This window comes from Arthrobacter sp. D5-1, from assembly GCF_017357425.1.
Taxonomy (GTDB): domain Bacteria; phylum Actinomycetota; class Actinomycetes; order Actinomycetales; family Micrococcaceae; genus Arthrobacter.
In genome coordinates, this window is the sequence record NZ_CP014571.1 from 2,053,461 (window position 1) to 2,076,531 (window position 23,071).

General features: G+C 63.4%; 21 protein-coding genes. 15 read left to right on the forward strand and 6 right to left on the reverse strand.

Going from position 1 to position 23,071, the window contains the following annotated elements; all coding sequences use genetic code 11:
- The first annotated feature begins 13 nt into the window (after positions 1 to 13).
- Both AYX22_RS09350 and AYX22_RS09355 read left to right on the forward strand, forming a co-directional pair.
- A complete protein-coding gene (locus AYX22_RS09350; RefSeq protein WP_207597169.1) occupies positions 14 to 1,204 on the forward strand; it encodes an alkaline phosphatase family protein in 1,191 nt (396 codons plus the stop codon).
- Positions 1,197 to 1,937 carry a thymidine kinase gene (locus AYX22_RS09355; RefSeq protein WP_207597170.1) on the forward strand — a complete coding sequence of 247 codons (741 nt, stop codon included), beginning with the start codon at positions 1,197 to 1,199 and terminating at the stop codon, positions 1,935 to 1,937. Before AYX22_RS09350 ends, AYX22_RS09355 begins: the two co-directional genes overlap by 8 nt.
- 9 nt (positions 1,938 to 1,946) lie before the next feature.
- On the opposite strand, the gene sepH is transcribed toward AYX22_RS09355, so the two are convergent.
- Entirely contained in the window at positions 1,947 to 3,287 is a 1,341-nt protein-coding gene (gene sepH / locus AYX22_RS09360) for a septation protein SepH (RefSeq protein ID WP_207597171.1), read from the reverse strand.
- Positions 3,288 to 3,581: 294 nt separating this feature from the next.
- On the opposite strand from sepH, the gene AYX22_RS09365 reads away from it, so the two are divergent.
- Positions 3,582 to 3,881, forward strand: a complete 300-nt coding sequence (locus AYX22_RS09365; protein WP_207597172.1) for a DUF4193 domain-containing protein — start codon at positions 3,582 to 3,584, stop codon at positions 3,879 to 3,881.
- A 36-nt stretch (positions 3,882 to 3,917) separates the two neighbouring features.
- Here the strand turns inward: AYX22_RS09365 and AYX22_RS09370 are convergent, their stop codons facing one another.
- Positions 3,918 to 4,415 carry a DUF3093 domain-containing protein gene (locus AYX22_RS09370; protein WP_198318398.1) on the reverse strand — a complete coding sequence of 166 codons (498 nt, stop codon included), beginning with the start codon at positions 4,413 to 4,415 and terminating at the stop codon, positions 3,918 to 3,920.
- A gap of 103 nt (positions 4,416 to 4,518) precedes the next feature.
- On the opposite strand from AYX22_RS09370, the gene dut reads away from it, so the two are divergent.
- From dut to AYX22_RS09390, 4 genes are all read left to right on the forward strand, one after another.
- Positions 4,519 to 5,070: a dUTP diphosphatase gene (gene dut, locus AYX22_RS09375; RefSeq protein ID WP_207597173.1), complete on the forward strand. Its 552-nt coding sequence runs from the start codon at positions 4,519 to 4,521 to the stop codon at positions 5,068 to 5,070.
- A gap of 97 nt (positions 5,071 to 5,167) precedes the next feature.
- On the forward strand, positions 5,168 to 5,911 hold the full coding sequence (locus AYX22_RS09380; RefSeq protein ID WP_207597174.1) for a DUF3710 domain-containing protein: 744 nt from the start codon (positions 5,168 to 5,170) through the stop codon (positions 5,909 to 5,911).
- Positions 5,904 to 6,281: a hypothetical protein gene (locus AYX22_RS09385; RefSeq protein ID WP_242703577.1), complete on the forward strand. Its 378-nt coding sequence runs from the start codon at positions 5,904 to 5,906 to the stop codon at positions 6,279 to 6,281. Before AYX22_RS09380 ends, AYX22_RS09385 begins: the two co-directional genes overlap by 8 nt.
- A complete protein-coding gene (locus AYX22_RS09390) occupies positions 6,278 to 7,060 on the forward strand; it encodes a DUF3159 domain-containing protein (protein ID WP_207597175.1) in 783 nt (260 codons plus the stop codon). The genes AYX22_RS09385 and AYX22_RS09390 overlap by 4 nt, the downstream gene beginning before the upstream one ends.
- Here the strand turns inward: AYX22_RS09390 and AYX22_RS09395 are convergent.
- Entirely contained in the window at positions 7,027 to 7,764 is a 738-nt protein-coding gene (locus AYX22_RS09395; RefSeq protein ID WP_207597176.1) for an NAD-binding protein, read from the reverse strand. The two genes, AYX22_RS09390 and AYX22_RS09395, sit on opposite strands and share 34 nt — an antisense overlap.
- Positions 7,764 to 8,435, reverse strand: a complete 672-nt coding sequence (locus AYX22_RS09400; RefSeq protein ID WP_207597534.1) for a TrkA family potassium uptake protein — start codon at positions 8,433 to 8,435, stop codon at positions 7,764 to 7,766. Before AYX22_RS09400 ends, AYX22_RS09395 begins: the two co-directional genes overlap by 1 nt.
- 116 nt (positions 8,436 to 8,551) lie before the next feature.
- On the opposite strand from AYX22_RS09400, the gene AYX22_RS09405 reads away from it, so the two are divergent.
- The 8 genes from AYX22_RS09405 to AYX22_RS09440 all read left to right on the forward strand — a co-directional run bounded on the left by AYX22_RS09405 (position 8,552) and on the right by AYX22_RS09440 (position 19,445).
- Positions 8,552 to 10,525, forward strand: coding sequence for an APC family permease (locus AYX22_RS09405; RefSeq protein WP_207597177.1), 1,974 nt, complete (start codon positions 8,552 to 8,554; stop codon positions 10,523 to 10,525).
- The gene (locus AYX22_RS09410; RefSeq protein WP_207597178.1) at positions 10,526 to 11,899 is read left to right on the forward strand and encodes a class I SAM-dependent RNA methyltransferase; all 1,374 of its coding nucleotides are present in this window, start codon (positions 10,526 to 10,528) and stop codon (positions 11,897 to 11,899) included.
- A 232-nt stretch (positions 11,900 to 12,131) separates the two neighbouring features.
- The gene (gene acnA / locus AYX22_RS09415; RefSeq protein WP_207597179.1) at positions 12,132 to 14,939 is read left to right on the forward strand and encodes an aconitate hydratase AcnA; all 2,808 of its coding nucleotides are present in this window, start codon (positions 12,132 to 12,134) and stop codon (positions 14,937 to 14,939) included.
- Between the two features lie 175 nt (positions 14,940 to 15,114).
- Positions 15,115 to 17,088, forward strand: a complete 1,974-nt coding sequence (gene dxs / locus AYX22_RS09420; RefSeq protein WP_207597180.1) for a 1-deoxy-D-xylulose-5-phosphate synthase — start codon at positions 15,115 to 15,117, stop codon at positions 17,086 to 17,088.
- Positions 17,088 to 17,651: a DUF402 domain-containing protein gene (locus AYX22_RS09425; RefSeq protein WP_207597181.1), complete on the forward strand. Its 564-nt coding sequence runs from the start codon at positions 17,088 to 17,090 to the stop codon at positions 17,649 to 17,651. Before dxs ends, AYX22_RS09425 begins: the two co-directional genes overlap by 1 nt.
- Positions 17,648 to 18,208: a hypothetical protein gene (locus AYX22_RS09430; protein WP_207597182.1), complete on the forward strand. Its 561-nt coding sequence runs from the start codon at positions 17,648 to 17,650 to the stop codon at positions 18,206 to 18,208. The genes AYX22_RS09425 and AYX22_RS09430 overlap by 4 nt, the downstream gene beginning before the upstream one ends.
- A 31-nt stretch (positions 18,209 to 18,239) precedes the next feature.
- Positions 18,240 to 18,458, forward strand: coding sequence for a hypothetical protein (locus tag AYX22_RS09435; RefSeq protein WP_207597183.1), 219 nt, complete (start codon positions 18,240 to 18,242; stop codon positions 18,456 to 18,458).
- Positions 18,459 to 18,467: 9 nt separating this feature from the next.
- The gene (locus AYX22_RS09440; RefSeq protein ID WP_207597184.1) at positions 18,468 to 19,445 is read left to right on the forward strand and encodes an aldo/keto reductase; all 978 of its coding nucleotides are present in this window, start codon (positions 18,468 to 18,470) and stop codon (positions 19,443 to 19,445) included.
- A gap of 159 nt (positions 19,446 to 19,604) precedes the next feature.
- Here the strand turns inward: AYX22_RS09440 and AYX22_RS09445 are convergent, their stop codons facing one another.
- Both AYX22_RS09445 and AYX22_RS09450 read right to left on the reverse strand, forming a co-directional pair.
- The gene (locus tag AYX22_RS09445) at positions 19,605 to 21,749 is read right to left on the reverse strand and encodes a 3-hydroxyacyl-CoA dehydrogenase NAD-binding domain-containing protein (RefSeq protein WP_207597185.1); all 2,145 of its coding nucleotides are present in this window, start codon (positions 21,747 to 21,749) and stop codon (positions 19,605 to 19,607) included.
- Complete coding sequence (locus AYX22_RS09450) at positions 21,746 to 23,008, reverse strand: acetyl-CoA C-acyltransferase (protein WP_207597186.1); 1,263 nt, start codon at positions 23,006 to 23,008, stop codon at positions 21,746 to 21,748. Before AYX22_RS09450 ends, AYX22_RS09445 begins: the two co-directional genes overlap by 4 nt.
- Positions 23,009 to 23,071: the final 63 nt, after the last annotated feature.

Here is a 23,071-nt window from a genome sequence, read left to right on the forward strand (position 1 = left end):
GACCTCGTCCCCGGTGACCCACGACGCAGCCGATCTCCCCTCGGCCCCGCTGTTCGGGAGCAAGTCGATCGCGGAAGTCTTCACGAGTTCCGCCGCTGCTCTCGGAGTGCCCGGGTTCACCAACCACTTGCAGGTGCCGGCATCCCAGCGTATCTGCGTGGTCCTCGCCGATGGTTTGGGCCGCAACCTGCTCAAACAGAAGGCCTCCCACACGCCCTTCCTCCGCTCAGTCCTGGCCGAAGGACAGGGTAACGTCCCGCAGTGGATCGACTCAGCATTCCCCAGCACCACGGCAGCCTCCCTGGCGAGCCTGGGCACCGGCTTGCCCGCCGGACAACATGGCATGGTGGGATACGACGTCCTGGATCCAGCGCAGGACAAGGTAGTGAACCTCCTGGGCAACTGGGATTCACAGGTGGATCCTGTGGAGTGGCAGCCCCACTCCACCGTCTTTGAACGACTGGCCGAGGAACTGGACGTGGTGACCGTCAGCCTGCCTCAATTCGGTAACTCGCCCATGACGCAGGCCGCACTGCGGGGGAGCAGGTTTATTGGCGGCACTACGCTGCATGCGCGGACGGCCGCGGCCGCGGAAGCAATGTCCGGTGGCGGACGTTCCCTGATGTACTTCTACCTCAATGAGCTGGACAAAGCGGGCCACCGCCATGGCTGCCAGTCGGACCGTTGGGAGCATCAACTCGAAGAACTGGATTCCGCGGTCAAACGGCTCTCCTCAACTCTCCCGGCAGGTACCACCATCCTGTTGACCGGTGACCACGGCATGGTGGACGTTCCCGAATCCCAGAGACTCGACTACTCCGCCGATGAATCCTTGGTGGCAGGAGTCAGGCACACTGCAGGGGAGCCGCGCATGGTGCACCTGTACCTTGAACCCGATGCCACCGCGGAGCATCGCGAAGCCCTGCTCGCAGCCTGGCGTCATCGCTTCGGTGAGAGGATCTGGGCTTTCACGCGGAACCAGGCCATGGACGCCGGATTGTTCGGTGCTGTCCGCCCCGAGGTTGCGCCGCGCATTGGCGATGTCATGATCGCAGCCCGCGATACCCTGGCACTCTATGACACCCGCCGTGCCCGCCCCGCTTCCCTGGAGGTAGTGGGCCAGCACGGTTCGCTGACCAAAGCCGAGCGCGAAGTTCCCTTGGTGTGCTTCGCTGCTGCCGGCAAGAAGGGCAAACGTGGCTGAACTGGTCTTCTTCTCAGGCACCATGGACTGCGGCAAGTCCACCCTTGCCCTCCAGATGGACCACAACCACCGCGCAAGGGGCCGCGGAGGTGTTCGCTTCAGCTGCAACGACCGCGCCGGATACTCCACCATCTCCAGCAGGTTGGGACTCCACATCGACGCCGTTGAGGTGGAGGGTGACACCGACTTCTGGGACGAAGTTGTGGTCCGCCGCACCAGCGGACTCCGCGTGGACTACCTTATTTGCGATGAAGCGCAGTTCTATACACCCGCCCAAGTGGAGCAGTTGGCACGTGTGGTGGATGAGATGGAGGTGGACGTCTTCGCCTTTGGCATCACCTCGGACTTCCGCACCCGGCTGTTTCCTGGGTCACAGCGCCTCATTGAGCTGGCCGATAAGGTCCAAGTGCTGCAAGTGGAAGCACTGTGCTGGTGCGGGCGCCGGGCAACTCAGAATGCCCGGACGGTGAATGGCATCATGGTGGTGGAAGGCAAGCAGGTGATGGTGGGTGACGTGGCACCAGCCACCGGGGGCGAGCACGTAGAAGGCAGTCCGGAGGCCGGCGTCGAAGGCCGTGAGGCTTCGGTGGGTTACGAGACATTATGCCGCCGCCACTACATGCGGCGCGTCACGGTGCATGGTGCCAACCTGATGGCAGGGGCGGACCAGCCGCTCCCTTTCGACATTGACGCTTGCCTCTGGCCGGGCGCCGGGGAGCTCCGCCACAGCTAGCTTGTGGAATCAGTCTCCGCGAGCTCCAAAGACAATCTCGTCCCAGCTGGGAATGCTGGACCGCTTTGGCCGTGACGGTTGGCGTTCTGCGGGGGCATCGGGGTCCTTGCGGCCCGCGGAGTCCCCGGGGTTCTTGGAATCATCAGCAAGGGTTTCGATGTCCCGATGATCTTCAGGAGATTCCTCCCGCGGAGAGTCCGTGTTTCGGACAGTGCTGTTGCCACCCAGGAGTTCGTCAAGCCCGGCAGGTTTGCGCCCTGTGAGTGAAGTGACGGGTCGCAGCGGGCCGGCTACCACCGTGATCTCCCGCGTTTCCGTGCTGACGCCGTGGTGCAGCTTCAGGGAATCGTCTTCATCTTCGTCGTGGGGTTCAAAGTGCCGCGGAGCCAGGCTCAGCCGCGAGAGCATGGAAGGGCGCCCGTCTTTACGTGCAGGTTCCTCCGCGACGGCCGGAGCCGGTTCGGGATCTGCAGCGTCGTTTTCTTCGAGGTCTTCGTGCTCGCTTCCGGGCCGCGGGTGGGCTGCGGGAACGTTGCTCAGCAGCACCGCCAAGGCGTCGTCTCCGTCTTCGTCCACGCCCAGGCGCTGACCCCGCCGCGAACGCAGCATTTCCAGGAGGCTGTCCGATTCCTTGGCGGACGCGCGGGCGGCTGTCTCAGCATCGGTTTCGAAATCGAAAGGCCGGTCCGAGACGGCAGCGAGCCTGCGCGCCGGGACGGGTCCATCCAGTGGCTCCAGCTCGCTGAGTTGTTGGGCCCAGCGGTTGGCGTTCTGAAAGGACTTGCGCTGCGGGCTGAAGGTCCACATGGCAGGAGGTTCCTCACCGATGCTGCCGTGGGTGCCCGGTACCGTTTCGAAGCGTGCGACGACGGTCCAGGAACCGTCCGTACGGCGCCACGAGTCCCATTCCACCGTGGCCGAATCGATGCCGTGGGCAGCGAGCCTGTGGTCTACCATTTCACCCAGCGTGGCCGGGTTGTCGCCGAAGGCCGAACGGTAGGCGTCGTGCCCGGGGGCAGGGGCAGCAACCTCAATGTTGCGTGCCTGCCTGGCTACGTACTCACGCTCTGCGAGGACAGGGCCTTCGTAGCGTTGGACGTTGGCGAGGGGCAGCCCGGACAGCTCGGCCACTTCGGCCGCGGTGGCCCCACTGCGGATCCTGGATTGGATGTCGCGCGGGGACATGGCAATGGCTGTGTTGGCGGCGCGGGCCGCCACTTGGGCAGGGGTCCGGCTCGCCGCTGACCTCAAGGCCTCGTCGATCGGAAGCTGGAACATCGCACCGCCGGGGCCGCTCAAAAGCAGATGCCCGCCGTCGTCGTGGACGCCTACCAGTCGTAGATCCTGCATAACACCCTCCACCACATGGCATAACTGACATTCGAAACTCTGCCACCCGCCGGGGTCTTTTCCTACTAGGAGGGAGGGCGTGCCGTGATATTCCGGTGAAACCGGCCCTGCGAGGAGTTCTTTCGGTGCTTTTTGGCAACGATTGGGGGCTATGGACATTCGTGGGCGGGAAGAGGACAATCTGGCCGATACCGGGCACAAATCCGAGGCGTGCAGCGTTGCATCCTTACCCCGGTGGCGATGGCCGCCGGACCGGCGAGAACCCACTGCAGACAGGGAGGACTAGGAAGGACCATGGCCACCGATTACGATGCCCCTCGAAAGACCGAGGAAGACGTCAGCGAGGATTCCCTGGAAGAACTCAAGACGCACCAGTCGGGGAAGCAATCTTCCGCCGTGGACGTCGATGAGTCGGACCTTGCCGACGGCTTCGAGTTGCCCGGTGCTGATTTGTCCGGCGAAGAACTCCTGATCCAGGTCATGCCACCCCAACCGGACGAGTTCACCTGCTTCAATTGCTTCCTGGTGAAGCACAAGTCCCAAATCGCCACCGAGCGTGGCGGACATTTGTACTGCACGGAGTGCGAAGGATAGGAACACCAGCGTTCCCAGGGTTCCCGCAGGGACTTGTCAGTCCCGCGGGGTGGTGAGCGCCGAGACCAGTTCGTCAGGCCGGCGGGAAGAGGCGAGCCAGTACGGAGTCCGGTCCGCGGGGTCGGTGATCTCAATCTTGACCACGGGGTCGATCCAGCCACGGAAGCACATGTAAGCGAGTCCGTTGAGCCGGGGACCCCGCTCGGCGGTGGCTTCGCCTTTGGTGAAGGCCTGGACGGATCCCACGAACTTCCGGTCGATGCTGGCCCTGCCTACCCGGACCGTGGTGGGAGTGACCGTAATCGTGGGTGTTGAGAGCACCAACATGATGGTCATGATGGCCAGCAGGACCAAAGCCGCGATGATGCCCGTTGCTGCGCTGATGGGGCCGAACATCAGGATGCCGGCGCCGGACAGGCCCACCACCACAACCCAAATCCACACTGACGGCCACAGTTTCTCGGTGTAGAGAACCTCCGATGACGTCGGGGTGTTCCGGGCAGGCACGGGGGAGGACTGGTCAGGCGTAGGCATGCCTCCAGCTTATCCGGCCCTGCGCTGGTGCTGCGTCCACCCTCAAAGGCAGCGGCCGGCAGGCCGGGTGCGCAGGTTCCTGCTCCCAGTAGAATGGACCACTGTGAGCAATGAGACGGCAGTATTCAGCACAGACACCGCCCCCGGAACCGCCAACGGCAGTGAGACCCCCGCGGCCTACGGAGCCCCCACCTTGGAAGTCCAGCTGAAAATGCTCGACGCCGGGTTGGAAGCGCCGTCGTACGCGCACCCGGGAGATGCCGGAGCCGACCTCCGGGCCCGCGAGGACGTACACCTCGCCCCCGGTGAGCGGAAACTTGTTCCCACGGGCGTTTCGATAGCGCTGCCGAATGGTTTCGTGGCTCTTATCCACCCGCGGTCGGGGCTCGCCACCAAGCATGGGCTGACCGTCGTCAATGCTCCAGGCACTGTTGACGCAGGCTACCGGGGCGAGATCGCGGTGACGCTCCTGAATACCGATCAAGACCACGCCATCGACCTCAAGCGCGGCGATAGAATTGCACAAATGGTGATACAGCGCGTTGAGTACGCGCGGTTCGTGGCTGTAGACCAGCTGTCCGATTCCGTTCGTGGAACCGGCGGCTTCGGTTCCACAGGCGGCTTCAACGCACCGAAGCCCTCAGCAAACCACTGACCTCGCTGCGTCGGAGGCATCGCCTTGGCGTGGTTTTACATGGTTTAACGTGGGTGCGGTTTACTTGGGGATAGACCACTACTAAGGAGAAAACCCAATGCTTTTTGGGCGCGGCAAGAAGTCCAAGGACGAGCGGTCGGACACCGCCGGCACTGTCGAGGAATCCGGTGCTGAGGCACAAAGTCCTCAATCGGGCCAGCTTGGCACCCCCGGTGATTTCCGGCTTGCCAAAGGCCCCTTGGATATAGACGAGATCGAGGACCGTGACGGTTACGTGGACCTCGGGGCGCTGCTGATCGCTCCAGCCGAAGGTCTCCAGTTGAGGCTTGAGGTTGAAGAAGCCACCCAGCGTGTGGTGGCCGTGACCATGGACCTGGACGGTTCCAGCCTGCAGCTTCAGGCGTTTGCGGCTCCACGGTCAGAAGGTTTGTGGGATGAGATCCGGGAACAGATCACCCAGTCCGTGGCCAGTCAGGGCGGGGAAACCGAAGAGGTTTCCGGAGCCTTTGGTACCGAGCTGGTCGCCAAGTTGCCCGCTGAAGCGGCCGATGGCAGCCGTGGTTTCCGTGCCGCGCGTTTCATGGGCGTGGACGGTCCGCGCTGGTTCCTCCGCGGCGTCCTTGGCGGGCAGGCTGCCTTGGAGCGGGACGCTGCAGCAGGGCTGGAAGAACTTTTCCGCCGGGTAGTGGTGGTGCGCGGCGACAACCCGATGCCTCCCCGCGAATTGCTGCAGCTGCGCCTGCCCAAGGACGCTGCCGTGCCGGGACAGGCCGGCGCTCCGCAGGCTGCACCGGCCATGGAACAGCCCGAACGAGGGCCGGAGATCACCCAGATTGGCTGACACTTCGGGCAGAGGAGGAACAGCCGGCCAGCGTCCCCGGACGCAGGGAGTCCGTGATCTTCCTGCCCGGGGGAGGGCGGTGTGCACCGGCTTCATCGAGTCGGTGACGCATCAGCCGCCCAGCGATCAGCCATTCTTTTCCGCTGTTGTCGTCGACGCCCTGGGTCCCGGACCACATCACGCCATCAATGCAGGTGGAATCCGGAAGCCCTACGACCGTCTCCGCGTCATTTGGCTCGGCAGGACACACGTTCCCGGCATCGAGGCCGGTGTGCAGCTTCGCCTGAACGGCATGGTGACCCAGCTTGACGGTTTGCCGGCCATGTTCAATCCACGCTACGAAATACTTTCCCGTCAGGAGCATCTATGACCGTGTCCAATGGATCAGAACCCAAGGACACCGGGGGCGCTGTTCCCGATCAAAGGATGTCACCGCCGGATGATGCCCTCAAGCCGACGGCAGAAGCCCCCAGCGTGTCCGATCTCGCTGCCGGCTACGCCGAAAAAGCCGGCCTCCACCGGAACAGCGCTGGGCATGTGGACATGCTGAAGTCCGCAGGTGGATGGCAGGGAATCGCTGAGAGCATTCTTCCGGGACTGGTGTTCCTGGTGGTTTTCACCGTGACCCGTGATCTGACCCCGGCGTTGGTGGCGGCTTTGGCCGCCGCCGCGGTTTTCACCGTGGTCCGGTTGATCCAACGGCGTCCCCTGACCCAGGCGCTGGCCGGTGTGGTGGGCGTCGGTATTTCCGCGTGGTTGGCCAATACCACGGGCAAGGCAGAGGACTTCTACGTCCTGGGCTTCTTCACCAATATCGCCTACATCGCCGCCATGGTGCTCTCCATTGTCCTCAAATGGCCGGTGGCGGGCCTTCTTTTTGGTTTCGTCCGCAATGAGGGCCTCGAGTGGCGGAAGGATCCCGAACGGCTCAGGGCTTACAAACTGGGAACGTGGATTGTGGTTGCGGTTCTTGCACTGCGCCTTGTGGTGCAGGTGCCGTTGTACTTCATGGGTGAGGCCGGCCTGACAGCGTTGGCGACCACCAGGCTCCTGATGGGCGCCCCGCTGTACATCCTGGGTCTCTGGGTGGCCTGGCTGCTCACCAAGCCTGCACCTCAGCCGTCGAAGCCGTCGTCCTCAGAGGACTGATCCGCGGCCGAAGACGTTTCCCCACGAGGTTCGCCGCCGTCGTCGGAACCTGGCGACAACAGTGACCGGAGGCCGTCTTCGGCTGCGATGGTGGTGACGAAGAACAGCTCGTCGCCGCCATCCAGGACATCGTCCCGGGTAGGAGTGATCGGCGCTTGGTCGCGAAGGATGGCTACCAGTGTTGCGTCCTCCGGCCAGTCGATCCCTCCGACCGTGCTGCCGATGACATGGGAGTCATGCGGGACGGTGAATTCGACGATCGAGGCCACACCGGTCTGGAGCGTCAGGAGGCGGACAATGTCGCCGATTTCCACGGCTTCTTCCACCAATGCCGTCATGAGCTGCGGGGTGTTCACCGCGACGTCGACGCCCCAGGAATCATTGAACATCCAGTCATTCTTGGGGTTGTTCACACGGCCCACAGTGCGTCCCACGCCAAACTCGGTCTTGGCCAGCAGGGACACCACAAGGTTGACTTTGTCGTCGCCCGTGGCTGACACCACGACGTCGGCATCCTCAAGTTTTGCGTCCTGCAGGGTGCTGAGTTCACAGGCGTCTCCCACCAACCAGCGGGCGCCCCGCAGTCCGCTGCGGCCAATGACCTCGGGCTTGAGGTCGATCAGCAGTATCTGGTGCTTGTGGGCCAGAAGTTCGCGGGCAATGGACGAGCCGACGCTTCCTGCGCCAACAATGACAACTTTCACTAAGACTCCTTGGCGGGTGCTTTGGCGAGGATCCGGCTGATCTCGGACGTTCTGTCCAGGCTCAGCATCGCGTGGACCGTATCGCCTTCCTGGTAAGCCGTGCCGGCCTGGGGGAGCACGCCCTCACCAAACCGGGTGAGGAAGGCGATGCGGATTCCCGAGGCCGCCTCGATCGAAGCGAGGCTGTGCCCAATCCAATCCTCGTGCAGCTCCACTTCGGCCAGCACGAGCCGGCCTGAAGGCTCACGGTAGTCTCCGGCCAAATGCTGCTCCGGAAGAATGCGGCGAAGGACCTGGTCGGCGCTCCAGCGGACGGCTGCCACCGTGGGGATGCCCAGTCGCTGGTAGATTTCGGCGCGGCCGGGATCGTAGATCCGTGCCACGACGTGGGCAACGTGGAAGGTCTCGCGGGCCACCCGGGTGGCCAGGATGTTCGAGTTGTCGCCACTGGAGACGGCGGCGAAGGCGTAGGCCTCTTCCACGCCGGCCTGCTTAAGGGTGTCCCGGTCGAAACCCACCCCGGTGACCTTGCGGCCGGTAAAGGTGTTGCGCAACCGGCGGAAGGCCCGCTCGTCCTGGTCGATGATGGCGACCGAATGGCCGGCATCCTCCAAAGTGTGTGCCAGGGTTGCGCCAACACGGCCGCAACCCATGATCACGAAGTGAGCCACCATGTCTCCTTTATCTGTGCTGTCCGTCCCGCTCGGTATGACTTTACCGGTGCCGCGTGGCTGCGCCTGCGAACGACCGTCATGACATCGATGGGGATTCAGAGTAGCTTTGCGGAGTGCTGACAATTTTGAATGCTGCGAAGCGGGTGTTGGTGGGCCGGCCAGTCAGGAACGACCGCCTGTCCCACACCTTGTTGCCCAAACGCATCGCTTTGCCGATCTTCGCCTCGGATGCGCTGTCTTCGGTTGCCTATGCCCCTGACGAAATCCTGCTGACACTCGCCCTGGCCGGAGTCAGCGCAGTGGCCTTCTCTCCACTTGTCGGCCTCGCGGTCATGGTGGTTTTGCTCACAGTGGTGGCGTCCTACCGGCAAAATGTCCACGCCTATCCATCCGGCGGCGGCGACTACGAAATCGCCAGCGTCAACCTGGGCAAGTATGCCGGGCTCACGGTGGCGTCGGCCCTGCTGGTGGACTACGTGCTGACAGTGGCGGTGTCCATGTCCTCGGCGGCCACCTACCTCACTACGGCCATTCCCTCGCTGCACGGCCAACAGGCACTCATCGCCACCATCGGCGTGGTCATCCTTGCGTTGGTCAACCTCCGCGGGGTCAGGGAAGCCGGGACGCTCTTCGCTGTCCCCACCTATATCTTCATGGCGTCCATCCTCGGCATGACCGCGGTCGGCATCTTCCAAGCAGCTACCGGGACACTGGGTGAGGCACCCTCCGCCAACTTCACCATCGTCCCGGAGCCAGGCTTCGACGAGGGATTGGTGGGCCTTGCCGGAGCTTTCCTGCTGCTGCGGGCCTTTTCCTCCGGGGCCGCGGCGCTCACAGGTGTTGAGGCCATCAGCAACGGCGTTCCCAATTTCAGGAAACCAAAGAGCAAGAATGCGGCCAGCACGCTGCTGCTGTTGGGCGTCATAGCGGCCTCCATGCTGGCCGGAATCCTCTACCTTGCCAACGCCACCAAGGTGCACATTGTCCTGGACCCCGCGCGCGAGTTCCTGGTGGATGGCAAACCCCTGCCGGAGGGCTACATCCAGACGCCTGCCATCAGCCAGATCGCGGACACCATCTTTGGCTCGGGCTCCATCCTTTTCTATGTCGTGGTGGCTGCCACGGGTGTGATCCTGGTGTTCGCCTCCAACACCGCCTTCAACGGCTTTCCCGTGCTTGGCTCCATCCTGGCCCAGGACGGTTACCTTCCCCGCCAGCTCCGAACCAGGGGTGACCGCCTTGCCTTCAGCAACGGCGTTCTCGCCCTGGCGGCCGGCGCACTGGTGCTCATCCTTGCGTTCAATGCCGATGTCACCAAGCTGATCCAGCTTTATATTGTGGGTGTCTTCATCTCGTTCACGGCCAGCCAGCTCGGGATGATCCGCCACTGGGGCCGGGAGCTGAAGCTTGCAAGGGACAAGGCTGTCCGCCGCCGCATCTTCAAGTCGCGAACCATCAACATGCTGGGCTTTGGCATGACCGCATTGGTCCTGGTGATCGTCTTGATCACCAAGTTCGAGCAAGGTGCCTGGATCGCTTTGCTTGCGATGTTTGTCCTCTTCCTCATCATGTGGAGCATCCGGGCCCACTATGACAATGTGGCCCGGGAACTGGCCGTTGACGAGGACTCGTCCCCGCGTGCGTTGCCCACCCGTGTCCACGCGGTACTGCTTGTCTCGCACGTACGCAAGCCTGTCCTGAGGGCACTGGCCTATGCCAGGGCGTCGAGGCCTTCACGCCTTGACGCAATTACCGTGGACATCAATACCGAGGAGACCGAACACACCGTCCGGGATTGGGAGAAACTGGAAATTCCGGTTCCCCTGACCGTCCTGGCCAGCCCGTACCGCGAGACCGTGACGCCCATCATGGATTACATCAAGAACATGCGCCGTGATTCGCCGCGGGACTTGATCGTGGTTTACATCCCCGAATATGTCGTGGGCAAATGGTGGGAACAACTGGTCCATAACCAGACAGCACTCAGAATCAAGACGAGGCTCCACTTTGAACCTGGAGTCATGGTTGCCAGCGTTCCGTGGCAGCTGAAATCCTCCGAAGAAGCAAAGGCACTGCAGGATACCTAAATGACCTCCCACAGCAATTCCTCCCACACCGATCACCCCGTCAATGACCACCAAGGGGCATCCGGTACTGAACTGGTCGTTGACATTGGTCCCATAGCCCACGGAGGGCACTTCGTCGCGCGGCACGAAGGGCGCGTCATCTTCGTCCGGCACGCCATCCCGGGGGAGAAGGTCCGTATCCGGTTGACTGACTCCGGTGACTCGTCGCGCTTCTGGCGGGCCGACGTCGTCGAAGTCCTTGACGCTTCGCCCCACCGGGTCCCGCACTTTTGGAGGGCAGCGGATTCCCAGGCCTCCTGGCGCCGTGGCGGGCCGCCGGTTGGCGGCGCCGAGCTCGGGCATATTTCGCTGGAGCACCAGCGTGCCCTGAAAGCCGAGGTGCTGGCTGAACAACTCAAACGGCTTGCCGGGCTTGACCTCGCCACAGAGGTGGAAGCCGTGGGGGACCATAACGACGACGGCCTCGGCTGGCGCACACGCGCCGGCTTTGCCGTGACCTCCAAGGGTCGGTTGGGCATGCACGCCCATCGCTCGGACGTGGTGCTTCCCATCAAGGAGATGCCGTTGGCGCTCCCGGGACTGAACGACCTGAAGCTGTGGGACCTTGACCTCTCGGGCGTCGCCCGCGTCGAGGTTGCGGTCCCGGCCAATGGATCCAGGCCCCTGATACTGCTGGCGCCGGAGGAGGGGACGAGCCCCAAGAGGGTGCACAGCATTCTGTCGCAGTTGCCGCATGACGTGTCGGTCGCCAGCTTCGACCCCAGCAAGGGAGAGGTCCTGCAGCTCCGGGGGAGAACCTGGGTGCAGGAGACCGCGGCCGGCCACGAGTACCGGGTCACCGGCGAGGGTTTCTGGCAGATCCACAAGAACGCACCGGAAACGCTCGTGGGCGCTGTGACGGACTATCTTTCGCATGGCGGGTACTTGCAGCCGGGCGCCGCAGTTGCCGACCTCTACGCCGGTGCCGGGCTGTTCACGGCACCGCTGGCCGACGCCGTGGGTGTCACTGGATCGGTGCTCTCGGTGGAGGGTGCCCCCGGCGCGAGCCGCGACGCACGTAAGAACCTGCACGGTGAGCCGCAGGTGGAAATCGTCCAAGGGCGGGTGGAACGCGTGCTGCACCAGAGTGCCCGGAGCTTCGATTCCGTGGTGCTGGATCCACCGCGGGCCGGAGCCGGAAAAGCTGTGGTCAAGCAATTGATGGCCACTGGTCCCCGCGCAATCGCCTATGTGTCCTGCGATCCTGCTTCCTTTGCGCGTGATCTGGGTTACTTCCATCAGGGAGGTTGGCGCCTGGAGTCACTGCGGGCCTTCGATCTCTACCCCCATACCCACCACCTCGAAACAGTGGGCCTGATCGTCCCTTCCGCCTAGCCGGAGTGTCGCCCGCCCGCCGCAGTGCGGCGGGCGGCGCCGCGTTTGGGTGGCGACATGCCACTCTTGGGGCGGATGCCACTACGATGGGCGTAGTAGCCCCGCTTCGCTGGAATCATCGCCGCGGACCGGGGTGACCACGAGAGATGCCGCCCGGCTAAGTAAGGTGCGCCTAACTGGCTAGCGGCCAACCACGCGACAAAGATGAAACTGTTGCGAGAGGAGTCCTGCCATGAGCACTGTGGACAGCTTCGGTTCCAAAGGCGTACTGAATGTAGCCGGCACCGATTATGAAATTTTCCGGTTGAACTCCGTAGAGGGCGCAGACAGCCTTCCGTTCAGCCTTAAGGTATTGCTTGAAAACCTCCTGCGGACTGAGGATGGCGCCAATATTACGGCGGACCATGTCCGCGCCCTGGCCGGTTGGGATCCCAATGCGGAGCCCGATACGGAAATCCAGTTCACCCCGGCACGTGTCATCATGCAGGACTTCACTGGTGTTCCCTGCGTCGTTGACCTCGCCACCATGCGCGAAGCAGTCAAGGAACTCGGCGGCGATCCCAAGCGCGTCAACCCCTTGGCGCCTGCAGAAATGGTCATCGACCACTCCGTCCAGATCGACGCCTTCGGTAACTCCGGCGCACTGGAGCGCAACATGGAGATCGAATACCAGCGCAATGGTGAGCGCTACCAGTTCCTTCGCTGGGGCCAGACCGCGTTCGACGACTTCAAAGTTGTCCCGCCGGGAACCGGTATTGTCCACCAGGTCAACATCGAGTACCTGGCACGCACCGTGATGACCCGCGAGGTAGACGGTGTTCTTCGTGCCTACCCCGACACCTGTGTGGGCACTGACTCGCACACCACCATGGTCAACGGCCTGGGCATCCTGGGTTGGGGCGTCGGCGGCATCGAAGCCGAGGCAGCAATGCTTGGCCAGCCCGTTTCCATGCTGATCCCCCGCGTTGTGGGCTTCAAGCTCAAGGGCAGCATCCCGGCCGGCGCTACCGCCACCGACGTCGTCCTGACCATCACCGAAATGCTGCGCAAGCACGGTGTTGTTGGCAAGTTCGTTGAGTTCTACGGTGAAGGCGTAGCCGCTGTGCCGTTGGCCAACCGCGCCACCATCGGCAACATGAGCCCTGAATTCGGTTCCACGGCTGCCATGTTCCCCATCGACGACGTCACCCTGGAGTACCTGCGCCTGACCGGCCGTTCCGAAGCAAACGTCGCCCTCGTGGAGGCGTACAGCAAGGAACAGGGCCTCTGGCACGATCCCTCCCGCGAACTGCGCTTCTCCGAGTTCCTTGAGTTGGACCTGTCCACGGTTGTTCCTTCCATTTCCGGCCCCAAGCGTCCCCAGGACCGCATTGAGCTCACGGACGCCAAGGAGCAGTTCCGTAAGGACATCCACAACTACGTGGCCATCGAAGACGGCAGCGTTGACGAGTCGCTGGACGAGTCCTTCCCGGCGTCGGACGCGCCGTCGTTCACTCATGCTGACTCGCACACCACGGAGACGGAGCGCGTTTACTCCGCCGCCAACGGTGCGCATGGCCGCCCGTCGTCCCCGGTCAAGGTCAAGACTGCCGACGGACGCGAATTCGAGCTGGACCATGGTGCAGTGTCGATCGCATCGATCACGTCCTGCACCAACACGTCCAACCCGTCTGTGATGCTTGCTGCTGCCCTCCTGGCACGCAACGCCGTGGACAAGGGCCTGACGTCCAAGCCGTGGGTCAAGACCTCTGTTGCCCCCGGCTCCAAGGTGGTCACTGACTACTACGAAAAGTCCGGCCTCACGCCGTACCTGGAGAAGCTCGGCTTCTACATCGTCGGTTACGGTTGCGCCACCTGTATCGGTAACTCCGGTCCGCTGGAGCCTGAAATCTCCGAGGCTATCCAGGCCAACGATCTTTCCGTCACCGCAGTCCTCTCCGGCAACCGCAACTTCGAAGGCCGCATCAACCCGGACGTGAAGATGAACTACCTGGCGTCGCCGCCGCTGGTCATCGCCTACGCCCTGGCCGGTTCCATGGACTTCGATTTCGACACCGATGCCCTGGGCACCGACTCGGAAGGCAACGAGGTCTTCCTGAAGGACATCTGGCCGAACCCCACGGAGGTGCAGGAAGTCATCGACTCCTCCATCGACGAGGCCATGTTCGCCAAGGGTTACGAAGGCGTCTTCGACGGCGACGACCGTTGGAAGGCCCTCGACACCCCTGCAGGCGACACCTTCGCATGGGCCGAGGACTCCACCTACGTGCGGAAGCCCCCATACTTCGAGGGCATGAAGGCACAGCCGGACCCCGTCCAGGACATCGAGGGCGCCCGCGTCCTCCTGAAGCTCGGCGACTCCGTCACCACCGACCACATCTCCCCGGCTGGCTCGTTCAAGTCGGACACCCCTGCAGGCCAGTACCTTTTGGCCAACGGTGTGGAGCGCAAGGACTTCAACTCCTACGGTTCGCGCCGTGGCAACCACGAAGTCATGATCCGCGGCACGTTCGCCAACATCCGCATCAAGAACCAGCTCCTGGACGGTGTCGAGGGTGGCTTCACCCGCGACTTCAGCCAGGAAGGTGCACCGCAGGCGTACGTGTACGACGCCGCCCAGAACTACCAGGCAGCGGGAACGCCGCTGGTGGTGCTGGCAGGCAAGGAATACGGTTCGGGTTCTTCCCGTGACTGGGCTGCGAAGGGCACCGCGCTCCTGGGCGTCAAGGCCGTCATCGCCGAGAGCTACGAGCGTATCCACCGCTCCAACCTGATCGGCATGGGCGTCCTCCCGCTGCAGTACCCCGCAGGCGAGTCGGCAGCAACCCTGGGCCTGACCGGTACGGAAACGTTCGCAGTTGAAGGCGTCACCGAGCTGAACAACGGCACCACGCCGAAGACGCTCAAAGTGACGGCTACGGCAGAGGACGGTACCGTCAAGTCCTTCGACGCGGTTCTGCGCATCGATACCCCGGGTGAAGCGGACTACTACCGCAACGGCGGCATCCTGCAGTACGTGCTGCGCCAGATCTCCGCATAGCCAGTCGGCCGGTTTCCGGCTGATCCTGATGCCAGACAGCCCCGGCTGGTCGCCTGACCAGCCGGGGCTGTTGGCGTCCGGGTCCCGCCGCGATGCGGATCGTCGCGGTGGGAAACGCGCAGGCCCGGGCACGCGCTAAAGTTAACAAGCACGTCATTCACCCTAAGGAGGGCCGTTGGGACTTTTGGAAACCGTCAAGGATCCACAGGACCTGGCCAAACTGTCCGGCACCGAGCTGGAACAACTGGCCGGCGAAATCAGGGAATTCCTGATCACCAACGTAGCCGCGACAGGCGGACACCTGGGCCCAAACCTTGGTGTCGTTGAACTCACCCTGGCCGTCCACCGGATTTTCGAGTCCCCGCGGGACAGCATTGTCTTCGACACCGGGCATCAGTCCTACGTGCACAAGCTGCTTACCGGCCGCCAGGATTTCAGCACCCTCCGCCAGCAGGGTGGGCTCTCCGGTTATCCGGAGCGCGCTGAATCAGAGCACGACATTGTGGAGAGCTCCCACGCCTCGTCCTCCCTGTCCTGGGCCGACGGCATTTCACGGGCCCGGCAGCTGACCGGCGAAGGTGACCGGTTCGTCGTCGCGGTGGTGGGCGATGGCGCACTCACCGGTGGCATGACATGGGAAGCCATCAATAACATTGCCGCTGACAAACGGCGGCGTGTGGTCATTGTGGTCAATGACAACGGCCGTTCCTACGCACCCACTGTTGGCGGCTTTGCCGACTACCTCGCTTCACTGCGCCCCACCATCGACTCCCTGCGCACCACTCCGGCGTACGAGCGGATGCTGGACTGGTGGAAGAAAAAGCTCCAGAACGGCGGTCCCGCCGGGCAATTCACCTACAAGAGCCTGCACGCCATGAAGAAGGGCATCAAGGACTGGTGGGCTCCCCAAGGCATGTTCGAGGACCTGGGCATGAAGTACATCGGTCCGGTGGACGGGCACAGTCTCCAGGCCATGGAGAATGCGCTGAACACCGCCAAGGCCTACGGAGGCCCGGTGATCGTGCACGCGATGACCGAGAAGGGCCACGGTTATGCCCCGGCCCTGGCCAACGAGGCAGACCAATTCCACGCCGTGGGAATCATCGACCCCGAAACGGGCGAGTCCACGGAGATGCCTGGCGCCAGGTCATGGACCTCGGTGTTCGCTGAGGAGATCGCGGACATCGCTGATGAGCGCGAGGACATCGTGGGCATTACAGGCGCCATGCTGATCCCCGTGGGCCTGCACAAATTTGCTGAGCGGCACCCGGAACGCGTCATCGACGTCGGCATCGCTGAGCAGCACGCCCTCACGTCGGCTGCGGGCATGGCCTTCGGCGGCCTGCATCCCGTGGTGGCGGTCTATGCCACCTTCCTGAACCGGGCCTTTGACCAGCTCCTCATGGATGTGGCCCTGCATAAGGCCGGCGTCACGATTGTCCTGGACCGGGCCGGCGTCACCGGCCCGGACGGCCCCAGCCACCACGGCATGTGGGACATGGCGATGGTCCAGATCGTGCCGGGACTCCATTTGGCCGCACCCCGCGATGCCACCAGGCTCCGGGAAGAATTGCGGGAGGCTGTGGCGGTTGACGACGCCCCCACGGTGGTGCGCTTCTCCAAAGGCAGCGTCGGTTCCGAAGTTGAAGCGATTGAACGGCTTCACGACGGCGTTGACATCCTTGCCCGCCGACCCGAGGGATCCACCGAAAACGATGTCCTCATCGTCAGCGTCGGCGCCATGTCTGAGCTCGCGCTGGATGTGGCCGGACGGCTGGGTGCCCAAGGCATCAGTTCCACGGTAGTGGACCCCCGTTGGGTCCTTCCCGTCCGTAAATCGATCATTGCTCTCGCTGCCCGCCATCGCCTGGTCATCTGCATTGAAGACGGCGTGCGTGCCGGTGGCGTTGGCTCCCGCATACGGCAGGAGATGCGTGCTGCGGGGGTGGATACGGCCCTCAATGAAGTCGGTTTGCCTGTGGAGTTCCTGGTCCACGGCTCCCGGAGCCAGGTCCTGGAACGCGTTGGACTCACCGCCCAGAAGATAACGCACGACGTCGTAGCCCAGGTTCTGGGGACCAAGGTCCCCTTCGCGAGGCCCCTCCCAGGCCAGGAACACCCCACCACCGGCAGTCTGCCCACGTTGTGATGAATAACCCCGGACCGGGCGCACTGCAGCCCGGTGACCTCGTTGTGTCGAGGAACAGGAAATGGAACGGCAAAGCCCATTGGGTGGTGCCTGGCCGGTATCTTGGCGAAGACCTTCACGGCTGGTGGATTTTCCAGGGCGCGGGGGAGTTCTGTTCCCGTCCCGGGGCAGCCTTCTACACGGCTTCGGACGCTGTCCTGCTGGTCCCGAGGACCGGCGAGTTTGTGGCGACCTTTTACGACGATACGTACCCGGGCGACTTCCGCATTTACGTTGACCTCGCCACGTCCCACGACTGGAACACCATCAGGCCCGGCGTCACGGAGTTCCACATGATCGACATGGACCTGGACGTGATCCGTTCCACCCGGCACGGTGTGTTTGTTGACGATGAAGACGAGTTTGAGCAGCACCGGGTGGCCATGGGCTATCCGCACGACACAGTGGCCGCTATGCGCACGGAATGCGCCGCCCTCTTGGAGGCTGTAGCGGCCATGAAAGCACCGTTCGACGTCACTGGTGCCAGCACCAGCGCCGAATGGTTCAGAAAAGGACGGGCATGAGCGGCATTATTCGCACGTACAAGCGGGACGATGAGGGAGTACTTCACTTCCGGGAAGCCTGGTACGACGACGAGGACCAGCAGTTCGTGATTAATCACGGCGTGGTGGGTCATCAGAGCAAAACCGACGAAACCGGCGTGGAGGACGAATCCTCGGTGGAGGGCCTGATGTCGGCATTCGCTGCGCAGTGCGAGGAAGACGGATACGCGGAGATTCCAGAGTCGGAGCAGTTCTGGGTTGTTGCCCAGATTGCCCTCAAGACCAAGGACGGCACCGAGCGGGACCGTCATCTTGAACGGAAAGCCAAGGCCGCCCTGACAGGGGAACTGGCATGGCGCGGGTTGGGCATCGTGGACCGGTCCGAAATAGGCAATGGCCACTTGAACATCTTCTGCCTCTGCCCGGACGTGAACAAGGCCGTGAATGCCATCAAGATCTGTGTTCGTGGTGAGGACCTTGACTTCACCAAACTCACTATCGCTGCGGCGCCGCACAGCGAGCCCGACGCCTTCCGGCTGAAGCACTCGCCCAAGCAGGGCGTGGGCTTTACTCTCTAAGTAGCACCCCAACGCACCAGGAGGGACTTCCATGGCGTCCAAGAGCAACTGGCCCGGACATACACCACTGCCCAAGGGCCTCGCTGCACCGGCGAGACGGGCTTTGGCGCACGAAGGAATTGAGACCCTGGAGCAGTTGGCGGAATTCGGAGAGGTGAAAATCTCCAAGCTCCACGGCATGGGGCCGGTGGCCATCGCCCAGCTTGAGGATGCCATGGAGGAATCGGGAATCTCCTACAGCGGCGGCTAGGCTGATTTCATGACTGAATACCGACGCCTTGGCCATTCCGGATTGACTGTCTCAGCTGTTGGGCTGGGCTGCAACAATCTTGGACGCGCCAATACACCCACCGAGTCCCAGGAGGGCACGGACGACGTTGTCCATGCCGCGCTTGATGCCGGAGTGACCTTCTTTGACGTTGCCGATGTCTACGGCCGCGAGCCGGGACTGAGCGAGGCCATGTTGGGCAAGGCGCTCAAGGGCCGGCGTGACGACGTAGTCATCGGCACCAAGTTCGGCATGGACATGCGTGGAGTCAACGGCAACGACTTCGACGCCCGCGGTTCGCGCCGCTACATTGTGAGGGCCGTGGAAGCATCGCTCCGCCGCTTGGACACAGAGTGGATCGATCTCTACCAGTTCCATACCCCGGACGCGCGGACGCCCATCGAGGAGACCCTGGCCGCCTTGGATGACCTGGTGTCCAGCGGCAAGGTGCGGTACATCGGCCATTCCAACTTTGCCGGCTGGCAGATCGCTGAAGCGGAGTACGTCGGGCGCCAGCTTGGGGGCGCGCGCTTCATCTCGACGCAAAATCATTACAACCTCCTGGACCGGCGCGCAGAACTCGAGGTGCTTCCCGCGGCGGGAGCCTTTTCCTTGGGCGTCCTTCCTTACTTCCCCTTGGCCAACGGGCTGCTCACCGGAAAGTACTCTGCGGGCAAGGCCCCTGAAGGTTCCCGCTTGAGCCACACCCGCACCAACCTGGTGGACGACGCCGATTGGGACCAGCTGGGTCGCTTCGGCCAGTTCGCCAAGGAGCGGGACATCAGTGAATTGCAGCTGGCCTTCTCCTGGCTTGCCGCGCAGCCCGGTGTCGGCAGCGTGATCGCGGGCGCCACGCGTCCGGAGCAGATCCGCGAAAACGCCGAAGCTGTGTGCTGGGTACCTACCCAGGAAGACTGCGCGGAGCTGGATGAGATCTTCCCGCGGACGCCGAAGGTTGCACTCTTCTAGCCCGCTAGCACATCCCGCCCCCCGCCAGGCGTCCCTCTCTCAGAAAACAGACCCTAAAACGGAACGCTCTCCCACCTCGGTGAGAGAGCGTTCCGGTTTGGGCCGCGGGATGTGAGAGAGCGATCGGTTTAAGGGCCCGGGATGTGCGAGAGGGACGGATCAGGCAGGGGCTGATGCGACGCCGGGGGCGAGGAACCTCTTGCCGTTGACCCGCTCCGAAGCGCCCACGCGATCCAGGTACGGTGTGATGCCTCCGAGGAACATCGGCCAGCCGGCGCCCATGATGACGCAAAGGTCGATGTCTTCCGGTCCGGAGACCACGCCCTCGGCGAGCATGAGCCCGATTTCCTCGGCCAGGGCATCCTGCGTGCGTCGAAGGACGTCCTCGCCGGTGGACGGGGTGTCGCCGAAGGACATAATGGCCAAAGTCTCAGCCGGGATAACAGGAGTCCCATCGGGGCCTGGGACCCATAGTGACTTTACTCCGTTGTCGATGAGCTTCTGCAGGTTCTGCGAGACGGGGAACCGGTCGCCGAACGCTGTGTGCAGGGACTCCTGCACATGCTGGGCGACCGGCAGGCCAACCATGGCAGCCAGGGTGAACGGCGACATCGGCAGCCCCATGGGACGCAGGGCGTTGTCAGCGACGTCGGCAGGTGTTCCTTCGTCGAACGCTGCGATGACTTCACCCATGAGGCGGAGCAGGATGCGGTTGACCACAAAGGCTGCGGCATCCTTGACCAGCACCGCAGTCTTCTTGAGACCCTTGGCGAGTTCGAAGGCGGTGGCCAGCACGGCGTCGTCCGTCTTGGGTGCCCGCACAATCTCCAGGAGGGGCATGACAGCCACCGGGTTGAAGAAGTGGAAGCCCACCAGGCGTTCCGGGTGCTTCAGGTCCTCGGCCATGGCAGTGACAGACAGCGAAGACGTGTTGGTGGCCAGGATGCATTCGGGAGAAACAATTGCTTCAACCTCCGCGAAGACCTGCTTCTTGATGTGGAGTTCTTCGAAAACGGCCTCGATGACGAAGTCGGCGTCGGCGAAGGCTTCCTTGGAGACGGAACCCGTAATGAGCGCCTTGGTCCTGTTGGCGGCGTCGGGCTTGATCCGCTTCTTGGCCAGCATCTTGTCCACTTCGGCATGGACGTAGGCAACGCCCTTGTCCACCCTCGCCTGATCGATGTCGGTCATCACTACAGGGACTTTCAGCTGCCGGGCGAACAGCAAGGCCAGCTGGCTTGCCATGAGCCCTGCGCCTACCACGCCGACCTTGGTGACCGGGCGGGCAAGCTTGCGGTCAGGGGCCCCTGCAGGACGCTTTGAGCGCTTCTGGACAAGGTCCAGGAAAGCGTACACAGTGGAGCGGAACTCGTCCGTTTGCATGAGCCCTGCGAGGGTCTCACACTCGAGCTCTGCCGATTCCGCCTGTGTCATGGTGCGGTTGGCTTCTATGACGTCCAGGACCTTTGCCGGGGCAGGGGAGGCATTGGAGGTCTTGGACTCCACAAAAGCCCGTCCAGCGGTAACTGCGGCTGCCCACCGCCCAGCGACTGCGTCGTCCGCGGCATCTACGGAGTTCTTCCGCTCAGGTGTGACGTCGCCTGAAATAACCTTTGCCGCCCATGCGAGCGACTGTTCCACGAAGTCGGCAGGCTCGAAGATGGCGTCGGCCACCCCCAGCTCGAATGCCTGCGGTCCGGTGAGTGTCCGGTTGTTGCTCAGGGGATTCTCGATCATCACCTTGACGGCGTTCTCGGGACCGATGAGGCGCGGCAGGATATAGACGCCACCCCACCCCGGCACGAGGCCGATGAACGCTTCGGGGAGGGCCAAGGCGCCGGCACCGGTGGAGACGGTCCGGTACGTCGACTGCAGGGCGATTTCGAGTCCGCCGCCCAGGGCAAGGCCGTTGATGAAGGCGAAGCTTGGCACGCCAAGATTTGCCAGGGTGCTGTAGACGGCGTGGCCAAGCTGTGCCATCCAGAGGCCGTGCTCGCGCTCCTTGAGCGTTTTGACGGCCGACAGGTCGGCGCCGGCCACCAGGAAGTACGGCTTGCCCGTGACACCGACACCCACGATGTCACCCCGTGAAGCACGTTCCTTGAGTTGGTCCAGGACGCCGCCCAGTTCAACCAGCGTGTTGGGGCCCAGCGTGGTGGGCTTGGAGTGGTCCAAGCCATTGTCCAGGGTGATCAGCGCGAAGGTTCCTGCGCCACCCGGCAGCTGAATGTCCTGCACGTAGGAGTGGGTGACCACTTCGTCAGGGAAGAGGGCGGCGAGCTTCTGGAATTCGGCGGCGCTCATGCGGCGGCTCCTTCGGTGGTGGCGGTCTCAGCGGTGGAGGAAGCGTAGTCGGGGTGGTGCGGGTTCTCCCAGATCACTGTTGCACCCATGCCCAGGCCGATGCACATAGTGGTGATGCCGTAGCGCACTGTGGGATCCTCCTCGAATTGCCGGGCCAGCTGGTTCATCAGGCGGACGCCGGAGGAAGCAAGCGGATGTCCGACGGCGATCGCACCGCCATAGCGGTTGACGCGGGGGTCATTGTCGGCGATGCCGAAGTGGTCCAGGAAGCTCAGTACCTGGACCGCGAAGGCTTCATTGATCTCGAAGAGCCCGATGTCTTCTATGCCCAGTCCGGCGTTCTTGAGCGCCTTTTCCGTCGCCGGAACGGGGCCAATGCCCATGACCTCCGGTTCGACGCCCGCGAAGGCGTAGGAGACAAGGCGCATCTTGACGGAGAGTCCCAGCTCCTCGGCGGCTTCGGCCGACGCGAGAACGGCCGCCGTCGCGCCGTCATTCAAGCCAGCGGCGTTTCCGGCAGTGACGCGGCCGTGGGCACGGAAAGGGGTGCGAAGTTCGGCGAGGTCGGCCACCGTGGTTCCGGGGCGAGGGGGTTCGTCCGTGGTATGGAGCGCCCAGCCCTGGCCCGGCTTCATTGTGGCCACGGGGACGAGGTCGTGCTGTATTTGTTCGTTGGAGTACGCTGCGGCGAGCTTGGCTTGCGAAGCAGCGGCATAGGCATCCGTGCGGTCCTTGGTGATGGCCGGGAACCGGTCGTGCAGGTTTTCTGCCGTGTTGCCCATGTTCAGGGCAGCCGGGTCCACCAGCCGCTCGGACATGAACCGCGGATTGGGGTCGGCTCCGGCGCCCATGGGGTGGTTGCCCATATGTTCCACTCCGCCGGCGATGACGACGTCGTAGGCGCCAAAGCCGATGCCACTCGCCGTCGTGGTGACCGCCGTCATGGCGCCTGCGCACATGCGGTCGATGGCGAAGCCGGGAACGGTGCGCGGGAGGCCGGCCAGCAACGCGGCGGTGCGGCCGATGGTGAGGCCCTGGTCTCCGGTCTGCGTGGTGGCGGCAATGGCTACCTCGTCCACGCGGTCTGCTGGCAGGGACGGATTGCGCCGCATCAGTTCGCGGATGCACTTCACCACGAGGTCATCGGCCCTGGTGCCCGCGTAGATTCCCTTGTCGCCGGCTTTGCCGAACGGGGTGCGGACTCCGTCCACGAAAACGACATCGCGGACATTCCTTTGGGCACTGCGTGATGGACTCATGTATTAACTCCTCGTTGAGACATGGTGCCGGCCCGCGTCGCGGGTGCTCCGGTTGGCATTAAC

Excerpts from the sequence above, each read along its gene's own strand:
- AYX22_RS09365 (WP_207597172.1), top strand. The coding sequence starts at position 3,582 with ATGGCCACCGATTACGATGCCCCTCGAAAGACCGAGGAAGACGTCAGC.
- AYX22_RS09440 (WP_207597184.1), top strand. The coding sequence starts at position 18,468 with ATGACTGAATACCGACGCCTTGGCCATTCCGGATTGACTGTCTCAGCT.
- AYX22_RS09390 (WP_207597175.1), top strand. The coding sequence starts at position 6,278 with ATGACCGTGTCCAATGGATCAGAACCCAAGGACACCGGGGGCGCTGTT.
- AYX22_RS09450 (WP_207597186.1), bottom strand. The coding sequence starts at position 23,008 with ATGAGTCCATCACGCAGTGCCCAAAGGAATGTCCGCGATGTCGTTTTC.
- AYX22_RS09445 (WP_207597185.1), bottom strand. The coding sequence starts at position 21,749 with ATGAGCGCCGCCGAATTCCAGAAGCTCGCCGCCCTCTTCCCTGACGAA.
- sepH (WP_207597171.1), bottom strand. The coding sequence starts at position 3,287 with ATGCAGGATCTACGACTGGTAGGCGTCCACGACGACGGCGGGCATCTG.
- AYX22_RS09435 (WP_207597183.1), top strand. The coding sequence starts at position 18,240 with ATGGCGTCCAAGAGCAACTGGCCCGGACATACACCACTGCCCAAGGGC.
- AYX22_RS09410 (WP_207597178.1), top strand. The coding sequence starts at position 10,526 with ATGACCTCCCACAGCAATTCCTCCCACACCGATCACCCCGTCAATGAC.
- AYX22_RS09380 (WP_207597174.1), top strand. The coding sequence starts at position 5,168 with ATGCTTTTTGGGCGCGGCAAGAAGTCCAAGGACGAGCGGTCGGACACC.
- AYX22_RS09425 (WP_207597181.1), top strand. The coding sequence starts at position 17,088 with ATGAATAACCCCGGACCGGGCGCACTGCAGCCCGGTGACCTCGTTGTG.
- AYX22_RS09430 (WP_207597182.1), top strand. The coding sequence starts at position 17,648 with ATGAGCGGCATTATTCGCACGTACAAGCGGGACGATGAGGGAGTACTT.
- acnA (WP_207597179.1), top strand. The coding sequence starts at position 12,132 with ATGAGCACTGTGGACAGCTTCGGTTCCAAAGGCGTACTGAATGTAGCC.
- AYX22_RS09370 (WP_198318398.1), bottom strand. The coding sequence starts at position 4,415 with ATGCCTACGCCTGACCAGTCCTCCCCCGTGCCTGCCCGGAACACCCCG.